Origin of the sequence: Streptomyces sp. NBC_00576, from assembly GCF_036345175.1 — a bacterium.
Taxonomy (GTDB): domain Bacteria; phylum Actinomycetota; class Actinomycetes; order Streptomycetales; family Streptomycetaceae; genus Streptomyces.
Window position 1 is genome coordinate 10,221,215 of the sequence record NZ_CP107780.1, and the last position, 12,527, is coordinate 10,233,741.

General features: G+C 68.3%; 9 protein-coding genes and 1 pseudogene. 7 read left to right on the forward strand and 3 right to left on the reverse strand.

The window, feature by feature from the left end:
• Positions 1 to 95 precede the first annotated feature (95 nt).
• The gene (locus OG734_RS44470) at positions 96 to 890 is read right to left on the reverse strand and encodes an alpha/beta fold hydrolase (RefSeq protein ID WP_330293065.1); all 795 of its coding nucleotides are present in this window, start codon (positions 888 to 890) and stop codon (positions 96 to 98) included.
• Between the two features lie 142 nt (positions 891 to 1,032).
• Here OG734_RS44470 and OG734_RS44475 point away from each other — a divergent pair, with 142 nt between their 5' ends.
• Positions 1,033 to 1,635, forward strand: a complete 603-nt coding sequence (locus OG734_RS44475; RefSeq protein WP_330293066.1) for a TetR/AcrR family transcriptional regulator — start codon at positions 1,033 to 1,035, stop codon at positions 1,633 to 1,635.
• Positions 1,636 to 1,723: 88 nt separating this feature from the next.
• Here OG734_RS44475 and OG734_RS44480 read toward each other — a convergent pair whose 3' ends face one another.
• Complete coding sequence (locus OG734_RS44480; protein ID WP_330293067.1) at positions 1,724 to 1,951, reverse strand: hypothetical protein; 228 nt, start codon at positions 1,949 to 1,951, stop codon at positions 1,724 to 1,726.
• Positions 1,952 to 1,999: 48 nt separating this feature from the next.
• A complete protein-coding gene (locus OG734_RS44485) occupies positions 2,000 to 2,869 on the reverse strand; it encodes a helix-turn-helix domain-containing protein (RefSeq protein WP_330293068.1) in 870 nt (289 codons plus the stop codon).
• 671 nt (positions 2,870 to 3,540) lie between these two features.
• On the opposite strand from OG734_RS44485, the gene OG734_RS44490 reads away from it, so the two are divergent.
• From OG734_RS44490 to OG734_RS44515, 6 genes and pseudogenes are all read left to right on the forward strand, one after another.
• On the forward strand, positions 3,541 to 5,871 hold the full coding sequence (locus tag OG734_RS44490) for an ATP-binding protein (protein ID WP_330293069.1): 2,331 nt from the start codon (positions 3,541 to 3,543) through the stop codon (positions 5,869 to 5,871).
• Positions 5,872 to 6,012: 141 nt separating this feature from the next.
• Positions 6,013 to 7,944, forward strand: a complete 1,932-nt coding sequence (locus OG734_RS44495; protein ID WP_330293070.1) for a pectinesterase family protein — start codon at positions 6,013 to 6,015, stop codon at positions 7,942 to 7,944.
• Positions 7,945 to 8,507: 563 nt separating this feature from the next.
• Positions 8,508 to 10,244: a helix-turn-helix domain-containing protein gene (locus tag OG734_RS44500; RefSeq protein WP_330293071.1), complete on the forward strand. Its 1,737-nt coding sequence runs from the start codon at positions 8,508 to 8,510 to the stop codon at positions 10,242 to 10,244.
• Positions 10,245 to 10,594: 350 nt separating this feature from the next.
• Positions 10,595 to 11,410: a hypothetical protein gene (locus OG734_RS44505; RefSeq protein ID WP_330293072.1), complete on the forward strand. Its 816-nt coding sequence runs from the start codon at positions 10,595 to 10,597 to the stop codon at positions 11,408 to 11,410.
• 245 nt (positions 11,411 to 11,655) lie between these two features.
• Positions 11,656 to 11,810, forward strand: a pseudogene (locus OG734_RS44510) (DDE-type integrase/transposase/recombinase); the annotation flags it as partial.
• A gap of 146 nt (positions 11,811 to 11,956) precedes the next feature.
• Positions 11,957 to 12,343 carry a hypothetical protein gene (locus tag OG734_RS44515; protein ID WP_330293073.1) on the forward strand — a complete coding sequence of 129 codons (387 nt, stop codon included), beginning with the start codon at positions 11,957 to 11,959 and terminating at the stop codon, positions 12,341 to 12,343.
• Positions 12,344 to 12,527 lie beyond the last annotated feature (184 nt).

Below are 12,527 nucleotides of genomic sequence, written 5' to 3' on the forward strand. Positions count from 1 at the left end.
GGCGGCCCGTCCGCGTATTGGTGAGTCGTGATCAATGGGGGCCGCGGGAGGGGCTACGCCGATGACCGCCGCGTGGCCCCTCCCGTGATGTGCGTTCAGGCGTTGTGCTTGCCGAGGAAGTCGGTCATGAGCTGCAGCCACTCCTCGGTCCGCTCCAGCATCGGCAGGTGGCCGGTGGCGATTTCCGCGAGCTGGGCGCCGGGGATGCTCTCGGCGAGCTGGCGGTGCAGGGCGGTGGAGGTGAGCCGGTCGTCGGTGGTCGACACGACCAGGGTGGGGACCTTGATGCCGGCGAGGTCGTCGCGGACGTCGACCTCGCCGACGAGGTCGGTCTGTTCGGCGCTGCCGTCGGCGATGGAGGCGGCGGTGTAGCCGAGGGTCTGCTGCAGTTGCTCGGCCGGCATCGACTCCAGTGCCTGGGTGCCGAGGGCCATCATGAGGAGGAATTCGGCGAGCAGTTCGCGGTTGCCGGACGCGGCGATCTTGCTCTGTATCGAGGAGGCGAGTGCGAGCCGGTTGTCGCGGTGCGGGAAAGAGGCGGTCAGGACGAGCGCGGTGACGCGCTCGGGGTGGCGGGCGGCGGCGCGGATGGCGACCGGGCCGCCGAGGGAGTAGCCCGACACCGCGAAGCGGTCGAGGCCCTCCGCGTCGGCGGCGGCGACGAGCTGGTCGGCGAGGTCGTCGACGGAGAGCGGGGTCGTGGAGCGGGGCGTCTCGCCGCTGCCGGGGTAGTCGATACCGACGACGGTGTGTCGGGCGGCGAGTCCTTCCAGGACGGGGCCGTAGGTGCCGGCCAGGCTGCTGCCGGCGCCGTGGGCGAGGAGCAGACCGGGGCCGGAGCCGAGGCGAGTACGGGCGAACGTGGGCTCGAGCAGATTCTGAGATGACATGGCCGTCTACCTTTCACAGACACCGACACGCAAGGAATCATCCAGTGCGTGTGATTGCTCTTCATTTGTATCACACGCAACGTATGATTCAAGCTGTGACGTCAATCACACCTGCCGTATGATTTGCCGATAGGGTGGTGGCATGAACGAGCCTCCCCACAGACGTCAGCCGACTGCGAGCAACCCGCGCGTGCAGCGCACCCGCAACCGCGTGCTGGCCGTCGCGCGAGAACTGCTGCCCCAGGTCGGACCGGCCGGGCTGACCTATGCTCTGCTGGCCGAACGGGCGGAGGTCACCCGTCAGACCCTCTACCGGCACTGGCCCAACCGGGCCGCACTGCTCTTCGACCTCGTCCTCGAAGGCCCCGACCTCGGCAACTACCCCGAACCGGGCACCGACGTGGGCGCCGTGGCCACCGCCTGGCTGAAGAGCCTGCGTGCCGGGGTCAGCGTGCCGGCCGTGCGAACCGCGGCTCTGGCCGTCACCGCCCAGGCCGACCACGACCCCGACAGCGCCAGGGCACTCGTCCGCATCGGCGAGGACCGCTACATCGGCTTCAACAGGCTGCTGGAGCCTTCGGGCATCCAGATCAGCGACGACGAGTTCACCCTGCTGTACGGGCCCGTCCTCGCCCGGCTCTTCCTCGACCGCGGCCAGGTCACCGACGCCTTCATCGATGCCGTCGTGGCCCAGTGGCTCACCATGCTCCAGCGCGCCGGCGCACCGCAGGACTCGGAGCAGTAGTCACCGAGAGCACTCCCAGGCGTAGCGGAACACGATGATCGGCTCGAAGACGACGCCTCGCTCGCCGGGCCGTCGAAGCCGCGCAGCGTCACCACCCGGCCGCCGTCGCGGACCGCACGAGGCATCGGGAAGGGCCCGGCGCCCGAGCGCCCCCACGCCACAGGGTGAAGCAGCTGAGGACCACGCTGGCGATCGTCACGGCCGTCCAGCCGCCCGCCGTCCACAGCACCGGGGCGGCGGCCGAGAAGATCGCGCCCCCGAGCAAGTCGCTCGCGACGAAGGCCGTGTTGGGCCGGCAGCGCGCCTGGTTCGACACGGGCGAACATCCGCGACTGGTTGAACAGGTGGACGCCCCGGACAGTTGTCAGGCGACGCTGTCGGACGCGGTCCGCTTCTGGTCCGCCGCACAGGAGGCCAACAGGCGCAACCCGTCGTACGAAGGGGAACCGGGTTCGGCAGTCCACACGATGATGGGCTGGTGGGGGTCCGTGCCACACGTGAGCGTGTTCCAGTCGAGTGCCAGCTCGCCCACCACCGGGTGACGAATCCTCATGACGCCCTTGCCCCGCATCGCGACGTCATGCGCGGTCCACCACTGCCGGAACCGTGTGTCACGGGCGGAGAGCTCCTCGACCAGAGCGATGAGGCGCGGGTCGCCGGGGTAGCGCGCGCTCTCCATACGCACGTGAGCGATGGCCAGCCGGGCGACCTCCTCCCAGTCCACGTATCGCTCTCGCATCAAAGGGTCGGTGAACAGCAGCCGGACGAACACGCGCTCCTGCTCCGGGTAGCGCCCGAAGTCGGTCCACAGAGCGGCGGCGAGCTGGTTCCAGCCCAGGATGTCGGTGCGCCAGCCGATGACGACAGCCGGCGAGGCGGTGAGGTCGTCCAGCATGCGCTGCAGCTGCGTGTCCACCTGCTGGCGATCGCCCGACGTAGGCGGGCGCACTCTCTCTTTGGCCGCAAGGTCGAACAGGTAGGTGCGCTGGTCGTCGTTCAGGCGGAGCACCTCGGCGATCTCGTTCAGGAGGGGAGCCGATGCCTGGAGACGGCCCTGTTCGATTCGTGTGTAGTACTCGGTGCTGATCGTGGCGAGAAGAGCCACTTCCTCACGGCGCAGACCGCTCACGCGCCGCCGTTGCCCACCACGGAGCCCGACCTCGGAAGGACCGACCTCGGCACGGCGGGCCTTGAGGAACTCACCCAGCTCGTTCAGGTGGGGGCTGCGGTTCATGATCTCCAACCTCGCACGGAAGCCCGGTGCTGCGAGGGGGCGAGATCCTCCTACTTCAGCTCGGCTGTCGCACGTTAATCGTACCGGTTCCGACGTGTATGGCTGTACGTAGAGGAGGACTCGGCGACCCAGCATGCGTACTGGGGGCCTCCGAGTTTCCTTCCGTGTGCAGCTGAGTCGCTCAGCGCCTTGAGCAGTTCCTGGGCCGGCGGAACCGCCGAGCCAGGGTTCTGGCCGGTGAGCAGTGTGCAGTCGACCTCGACGGCGCCGACACCCAGGAAGACATCTTCGGCGATCGCGGCCGTGTGGCCGTAGCCCGAATGAAAGGCATGGCGATAGTGGGGCGGCTAGAGAGGACATGGTGATCGTCTCCTTGGATGTCTGCGCTCGATGCGGATCATGCTTTGCATCGGATTGGTGCGCTTTGGGGGGTAGGGAAATGTCCCCTCCCTATCCGTCGCCGGGTAAGCGATTCTCCCCTTCGGGGAGTGGCTAAAAGGCGCGACCGCGGGACTTGTTCTTTCTTGCCGGTTGCGGATAAGGGGCACGGCAGCTGGGGTACGGCGGCAGGACCGCGCCCCCAACCGCCCGCAACGAAGCGTGCTGCCACCTCAGAAAGGCGTCCTTGATGTTCCAGGACGAGTGCGAGCCGTTGGAAGGCGAGAAGAGACGTGACCGTCCAGACATCGAACGTGACCATCCAGATATCAGAGATGGGGAATCTGCCTGCCGCCCTGACCACGTTCGTGGGCAGGCGCCGGGACCTCGCCGAAGTGCGCCGCGGTCTGGGGGCCACGCGGCTGCTGACGCTCACCGGTATGGGCGGGGTGGGCAAGACACGGCTGGCGCTGGAGGCGGTCGCGTCGGTGGCGGACTTCGTGGACGGGGTGTGGCTGGTGGATCTGGCGGCGGTGCGGGACCCGTCGCTGGTGGCGAACGCCACGGCGACCGCGCTGGGGGTGCCGGACCTGGGCACCAGGCCGGTCATCGACCAGCTCGCCGCCTTTCTGGCCCATCGCGCTCCGCTGATCGTGCTGGACAACTGCGAACACCTCATCGACGCCTGCGCCGAGCTGGCACACGCGCTGCTGTCGGCCTCCCCCGGACTGCGCGTTCTGGCGACGAGCCGCCGGGCGCTGGGAATCTGCGGCGAGCACCTCTTCGCCGTCCCTCCGCTGGCGCCGGACGACGCGGCGGAACTGCTGCGGGACCGGGCCATCGCCGTGCGCCCGGAGTTCCGGATCACCGACGCCAACCGCGCCCAGGTCCTCCGGTTGTGCGAGGGCCTGGACGGGCTGCCGCTGGCCATCGAACTGGCCGCGTCCCGGCTGCGGATGCTGACCGTCGACGAGGCGGTGAACCGGCTGGAGGACCGCTTCGGGCTGCTCACGAGCGGCAGCCGGGTCGCCCGGCCGCACCAGCGGACGCTACGCGCGTTGATCGACTGGAGCCACGAGCTGTGCACCCCCACCGAGCGGCTGCTGTGGAGCCGGTTGTCGGTCTTCGCCGGCGACTTCGGCCTGGACGCGGCCGAGGCCGTCTGTGCGGGCGACGGCATCGGCCGGGACGAGGTACTCGATCTCCTCGACCGGCTGGTCGTCCAGTCGATCGTCGTGCCCACCGAGCACGAGGGCCTGCCGCGCTATCGGCTGCTGGGAACCATCCGCCAGTACGGGCGGGAGCGGCTCCCCGAGTCCGGCCAGGAGCAGACGCTGCGACGGTACGACGCTTTCTACCTGGCCCTCGCCGAGCGCATCGCCGACGGCTGGTACGGCCCCGGCCAGCTGGAGAGCCTGGCGCGGCTGCGTGCCGAGCATGCCAATCTGCGCGCGGCGCTGGAGCGGGGCGGCGACCCGCAGGCCACCCTGGCGCTGGCCGCCGCGCTGCGCTTCCACTGGTGCGAGGGTGGGTTCCTCGGTGAGGGACGCCGCTGGCTCGACCGGGCGCTCGCCGCCGCGCCCGAGCCCAGCCCGGCCCGGGCCAGGGCGCTGTGGGTCGCCGCCTTGGTGGCGGTGCTGCAGCGCGATCACGCTACGGCGTACCGGTGGCTGGACGAGGCCGGAGCGCTGGGTGAGCACCTGGACGACCCGGTGGTGTGCGCCCACGTCCAGAACCTGCGTGGCATGTTGGCGTTGTTCAGCGGCCGGCTGGAGGAGGCCGTGTCCTTGTTGGAGGAAGCGGTGGCCGCCCATATGGGGACAGGCGAGAAAATCGGCGCGGTCTACACGCTGATTCTGATGGCTACCGCCCAGTCCCACCTGGGGGATCCACGCGCCACGGAGACCTGCAGGCAGGCGGTCGCCCTGGCCGAGGCGCATGACGAGCGGTTGGCCCGCGCGCATGCGCAGTGGACGCTCGGCTACGACGCCTGGAGGCGCGGCGACCTGGCGGAGGCCTCGGTCATGATCCGGGCCGCGCTGGAGAACGAGCAGGGCTTCAACGACTACGCCAGGGTCGCGCTGATGCTGGACGAGCTCGCCTGGGTCACCGCTGCGGGCGGTGACCACAAACAGGCGGGGCGGCTGCTGGGTGCGGCGCGTGCCCTGTGGCGGGACATCGACATCCCCATCGCCGCGTTCGGCCCGCACATGGCCGAGCAGCACGCCCAGTGCGAGGAAGCCGTCACATGGGCGCTGGGCCCGGCAGCGTACGAGAAGGCCCTCGCGGAGGGCGGCAGCCACCGCGGCCCCGACGAGGCCATCGCCTACGCCCTGCGCACCGGGTCCGAGTCGACCGCCGCGGCCCCCGCCCCGAGTCCGCTTACCCTCCGGGAGCAGGACGTGGCCGCGCTGGTGGCCAAGGGCATGAGTAACCGGCAGATCGCGTCCGCGCTCGGACGCTCCCCTCGCACGGTCGACGGCCACGTCGAGAACATCCTGGCCAAGCTCGGCTTCGGCTCCCGTGCCCGGATCGCGTCCTGGTGGACAGCGAACCAGGCGTCCACCTCGCACGGCAACCCCGTACAAATACCCGGACCGGGGGCGGAGAGCGAGCAGAAGTAACCCCGTACAAGTACCCATGGCCGTGGGGCGCGGTTCGGGCACAGCCTTTCGGTAGGACGCGGAATCCGCGAGGAACGGCGTCTCCGATTCCGTGCCCTCTTACGCAGGGCTCAACAGAAGGAGCTCACGTTGTCGCGAGCAATGTCCGATGGACTCTCCCGCAGATCGTTTCTCGCCGCCGCGACGGCCGTCAGTCTGGCCGCCGCCGGTGCTGTGGTGCTGGCCGACGCACCCAGCGCCAGCGCGGCGACCGGCGCGGACATCACCTGGCGTATAACCAGTGAGACCGGTAAGGGAGACGACGGTGCCGCGAAGACCTACGCCGGCCTGCTCCATGCCATCAGGGACAGGATCCGTTCCCACGAGGTCAGACCGGACGGAGGCCGCACGGTCGACGTCACCGACCAGGATGGGACCAGTACGTACATCACTGTCGACCTGCACGGCGAGAACATGCCCCAGTTCATCCGGGTGGTCATGCGTCGGTCTGACGCCTACGTCATGGGCTGGTTCTCAGGCGTCGAAAACGGCGTCGGCGATGTACGGATCGGCGACTTCTTCCCGCTGGAGAGAGGACTGGTCAACGGCCAGGGCGGGATACCGCAAGGCAGACCTGCGAACCCGAACGCTACGCCGCCCGACCTGGGCAGCCAGACAAACACCCGGTTCAACACGCTCGCCGGCTACGACGCCCTGCGTGGACAGAACGCCACCCGCGACCAGATGGAGATCAACCCCGCCAGTCTCGCCACCGCCGTGCGGGAACTGGCGAACGGTGCAAGTATCGGCGTCAGGGACGCGGCACAGTCGATCCTTCAGATCATCGTGGGAATCGCCGAAGCTGCCCGGTTCCGCAACCAGGCGGCTGCGACCGTGACGGCCTTCCAATACGGAAGGTCCTACGTTGTCACCCCAGCACACGTAGAACAGCACAACAACTGGTCCGTGTTGAGTGTCGCACTTCTGACCGCGGTGGTCGCTGGTACCACCGCCGTCGCCTTCGGGGCTCCGCTCGTCATCGGTGGCATCACCTACCTAGCCGCATACGAGATCGCGGCCAACCTCATGCTGGCCCACCACTCGAACAAGGGAACCAGGGGCAGGGGCGCTCTGGAGGGCACCAGCTTTCTCGTCGCCAATGACGGCACCGGTGACTACTGGACCGTGCAAGAGGCGATCGACCACATTCCCAGCTCCGGCGCGAACACCGTCTTCATCGACACCGGCGTTTACCACGAGGTCATCACCGTTGCCAGTAACAAGAGCTGGCTGACGATCCAGGGCGTGAGCGGCAAGGCCCAGGACGTCATAATCTACAACACCCGGGCGCACGGCATGCTCCAGCCCGATTACAGCACCCAGTGGGGCACCGAGGGCAGTGCCGTGGCCACCTTCAAATCAACGAACCTGACCGTCAAGGACCTCACGGTATCCAACACGTTCGACCCCGCGACCCACCCGGAGATCAGCCCCTACGAGACCCAGGCCGTCGCCATAGCAGCCAAGGGCGACCGGCAGGTGTACGACAACGTGCGGATCCTCGGCCATCAGGACACCCTGCTCGTCAAGTCACCGACCGCCACCGCCCAGACCCGACAGTACTTCTACAACTGCTTCATCCAGGGCAACGTCGACTTCATCTTCGGCAACGCCACCGCGGTGATCGACCGGTCCACCATCCAGCAGACGTACTGGCCCGGCGGCACGGTTCTGGCGCCGAACACCGACAAGAGCAAGAAGTACGGGATCCTCATCACCGGATGCTCGATACCGGGCGACGGCCAAGCGCCGATCCGCTCGATGTACCTCGGTCGACCGTGGCACAACTCGGTGGACGCCTGGCCCCAGGCAGTGGTCCGCGACACGGTGGTGTACCCCCAGGTGAACGACACACACCCGTGGACCTACATGACCACCGACTACTCCTGGACACAGGCTCGGTTCTTCGAGTACAACAACTCCGGCCTCGGAGCCGGTGTCCAGAACGCCCCGAAGCTGACCGCCGCCCAGGCTGCCGACTACACCGCCCAGAAGTACCTGGCAGGCACCGACGGCTGGAACCCGGTCCGTTGACCGCACCCGAGTTCGCAGCCCCACAACACACCGGCGGCACCTTCGCCCTGGCGTCGAGGTGAACCATGGCGGGGCCGGGACAGCATTCCGGTCTCGGCCCCGCCACTATTCGTAGACGCACCATCAGCCCTGCGCTTTCGCCGGTGTGAGTGTGCGGCGCGGATGACGGCTGCGTGGTGTCGCGAAGGTGACGTTCAGACGCGCTCCGTACGGCGAAGTTCCGCGAAGCGCCACGTCTTCACGGTGGCCAGGGCCGCGAGGAGCACGATGACGCGGGCCGGCGTCGACCAGGGGCGGCAGCGCGGCAGCCGCAGGCACCCAGGCAGCCACCAGAACCAGGGCCGCCAAACCGTGTGGACCCCGGTCGCGCATCGCGAGCCACCCGAACCACTCCGCCGGTTATACGGCACGCGCGTTCCCATCCAAAGGGCAGGCGCAGTCAGGGGAAGGTTTCTTCCCCCTCACAACTCTTCCGTCCGATGCGAGGGTGACGTCCGTTCCAGCGGCGGATCGTGCTGCGGCGGTGCTCCCCCGGGGAGATCCACGCCAAAGGGGAGGAAGTTATGGCGGGCCGTCCTGAGAAACGACTGGAACCGGACGACGGGCCGGTGCAGCGGCTCGCATACGAACTGCGGCTGCTGCGCGAGCAGGCCGGTAGTCTCACCTATCGGACCATGGCCCAGCGGGTGCGGTTCTCGGTGACGACGCTGGCGCAGGCGGCTTCGGGCGAACGGATGCCGTCCCTTCAGGTACTTCGGGCGTACGTGCAGGCGTGCGGCGCGGACCCGGATGAATGGCAGGTGCGGTGGAAGCAGGCGGTCGAGGAGTCGGCAGCGACGCGCGACACCGCGGGTACGCCGCCGCCCTACCGGGGGCCGGCCCCGTACGAACCGGAGGACCGCGCCTACTTCTTCGGTCGGGACAGCCTGGTGGCGGAGTTGGTGGCACTGGTGACCGAGCGGCGGTTCGCGATTCTGTCCGGTGCCTCAGGGAGCGGGAAGTCCTCCCTGCTGCGGGCGGGATTGGTCCCGGCGCTGCAGGAGACGGCGGGACGACTTCGGCCTTCCTCTCTGGTCCGGCTGCTCACGCCGGGGGAGGGTCCTGCGGCCGCCTACGACCGTCTGTTGAACCCGTGCCCCGATGAGCCTGAAATCTGGGTGGTGGTCGACCAGTTCGAGGAGGTCTTCGCGCTCTGCCGGAACCGGGCCGAGCGAAACCGCTTCATCGACCTGCTGCTGGCCGCCCGAGAGCCGGACAGCCGGGTACGGGTGGTGCTCGCCGTACGGGCTGACTATCGCGGTCGCTGCGCCGAGCACCCTGGTCTCGCGCAGGCACTGCGGGATTCCAGTCTGCGGATCGGCCCGATGAGCCCTGCGGAACTGCGGGAGGCGGTCACCGGGCCGGCTGCCGCCGAAGGGCTGCTGGTGGAACGGGAGTTGACCAACAGGCTGGTCCAGGACGTCGCGAACCAGCCGGGCGGACTGCCGATCCTCTCGCGCGCCCTGCTGGAGACCTGGCGAAAACGCCGGGGCCGGATGCTGACGCTGGCCGCCTACGAAGCCGTTGGCGGCGTCCTCGGCCCGATCGTCGCCACCGGTGAAGAGGTCTACGGCCGTCTGTCCCCCGCTCAGGCACGCACCGTCCGGCAGCTGTTGTTGCGGATGGTCGTCCCCGGGGACTGTTCCCCCGACACTCCACGCCCGATTCCCATGGCCGAGCTCCGCTCCCTTCCGGAGCCCGAGGAGGCGGTCCGGGTCGTGGAAAGGCTGGCCCATGCCAGGCTGCTCACCGTGGGCGGGGACATGGTGGAACTCGCCCACGAGGCCCTGCTCACCCGCTGGGCCCGGCTGCGCGGCTGGATCGAGGAGGATCGGGAGCGGCTGCGCGAACAGTGCCGCCTCACCGAAGCCGCCCGTATCTGGCAGGAGTTCGGCCGCGACCCTGGCGCCCTGTACCGAGGTATCCGACTGGCCAGGGCGGAGGAGTTCTTCACCGCTCCAAAGATGCGCGGTGCCCTCACGGCACAGGAGAGGGCGTTCCTCAGCGCCTCCCGGCAGGCGTGCGAGGCGGAAAGGTGGGAAGCCGCCAGAACCACCCGCAGGGCACGGTGCCTGTGGGCCTCGCTGGCCGCTGTTCTGGCTGTCGTGCTGACCGCCGCGCTGGTCTCCCTGCAGCGGCCCCGGACGGGCGAGCGGCTGCCCATCGAGACGGCCGGACCGCCACTGTGGCCGACGAGGCCGCATCGCGGGCGGATGCGGCCCGGAGCGAGGTTGATTGTTTGGCGCCGCGGGCTGGATTGATGAACAATTCCAGCCCCTGAAGACTCGCCAGCACATGCAGGCGTCACCGCGTCGGCCATGGCTCTATATCGGCGCTCTCATCTTTTGAGTTCGCTGCCATTTAGCGTGCCCTTTTTCTATCGTTCTCGCGTCACCGGGAGTTAACTCCCCCTTTTCACTGGACCCCTTGACCGTCGATCATCGGGCGTGGATATTGATGCCGCATCCGGAGATGATCTGTCGAAGATGTCCCCACCATTACCGGGTGACGAAGAAGACACGTGATGTGCCCCGTGATGGCTGGCTACCGAGGGTGGCGGTTCCCTCTCCCCCGACCGGCCGCCATCTGCTTCGACCAACAGGAATGCCCTATGACCTCGCGTACCACGATCAATCGAGCCTGCGTCGCCGCGGGTCTGAGTCTGGCCTCGGTGCTGACGTTCGTCTCGCCGGCCAGCGCCGTCACCGACATCATGAGAGCCGAGCCGTTCGACGCCAACAGGGTGATGCTGACCCTGTGCAATGGCCCGACCTGGGACACATACTGGCTGATCAACGTCCAGACCGGTGAGCTCAAGAGACGAAGCTACGACCAGTGGAAGTTCGACCACGTCTACTCCACGCTGCGCCATCCCTGGGAAATGGTCCGCGGCTACTGTTCCTACCCCGAGTCGGCCAGTTGGACCTGGACCGGCGCCGAGCAGCAGACCAGCGACACACTGGTGAATTGCAGCTATAGGAGTACGCTTTCCCAGAACATCCAGGCGAACGGGACCACGACCAGCACCACGACCAACAGCGTCAGCGTCGAGGTCGGCATAGACTGGACCATCCTCGAAAAGGTGCTCTCCGTCTCGGCGGGCGGCTCCTACTCCCGCAGCTGGTCGTACGCAAAGGCGTCCGGCTGGTCGGTCACCACCGGCATCAGCATTCCGCCGCGGAGGAAGGGGTGGCTGGCGAAACGTCCGGTGATGCGTACGGTCCGCAGCAATCCGGTCTTCCACGTGAAGGATTACCAGTGGGGCAAGACCAGGGTGAACTCCTGGCGCGGCCGCGGGTACAACGAGATCGTCTCCTACGGCGCCTACTACGACGCCATCGGCAACGTGCTTGATTCCAACGGCCAGCCGTCGGGCCAGATCGTCGCCCGCGACCGAGGCGTGAACAGCCGCGCCGACTGCGGCTGAGGCAGCCATAGCGACCCAACCGTGCGGCGGCGTCCGCCCGCGCTGACAAAGGTCGCGACTCCTTCCCGGTAGTTCCGGAAGAGGCTGCCGTGATGCCGGGTCGACATGATCCCGGCCCATTGGGGGCGTCGGTGCTTGGGTCCGACGCCCCCGACATCGCTGTCGGTCCTCGGGCTGATGAGCCGGCGGTCCAGTTGTACTGCCGGGTCGGGGGCGGGGGCGGGGGCGGGAGGGGTCGGCGGTCCGCGGCCAGGCGATTCTTCCGTCGTCTGGTGAAGAGGACCCGCACGGTGCCGCGGGTGGTCGTCACGGACAAGCTCCGCTGCTACGGCGCCGCTCACCGGAGGTCATGCCCTCGGTCGGACACCGCTCGTACAAGGGGCTGAACAACCGGGATGAGCAACGAACCCGGGGTTCTACCTGAAGTCCCACACCAACGCCGCCTCGCTCCCGGCCACCGGCCAGGGCTCCACCGCCATCTCGGCCACCCTGCGGTCCAACATCCAGGTCACCCTGTACCTGAAGGTCGACGCCCCGGCCGGAGCCGTGATCGGTATCCAGACCGACCACTACGACGACGGCAAGGGCCTGGTGGGCATCGACCAGGCCACCATCTTCAACGTCCGCGCCACCTACGTCTGCGCCGGCGGGGTCCAGGAGTTGGAGGCGCTGGGCTGGATGAGCGGCACCGCCGTGCGGTACACCATCCCGGCAGGCGTGACCCATCCCCTGCATAGAGGTCGTCGAGCCGCGTCGCGTAATCCTCCAACAGCCCCGGCGCGGGCGGACACGGGCGGCGGCTGGTCATGGCGGACGCACCCAAGAGCTGACCAGGGTGGCGGCTGGGGGAGGCCCCTGAATCTGCAAGAAGCCGGAGACCGCTGCAGGAAGTGGGGGGCCAGTCCGGCGGTTGGCTTCATGGAAGCTTCATGAGCTGAGTCGTACGTGCTTTATGAGGCGCCTGTTGTCTGGCGGTCATGCACGCACTCCTCGTCGCACCGGTGGACACTGCTGATCACCCTGCTGCGCGGCACCTGACCACGGCGGTTCACGCAGTGCTGTCCGGTTCCGTTGTGATCGGCGCGTTCCCTCGTCCGGAGTCGGCCAGACACGTGGA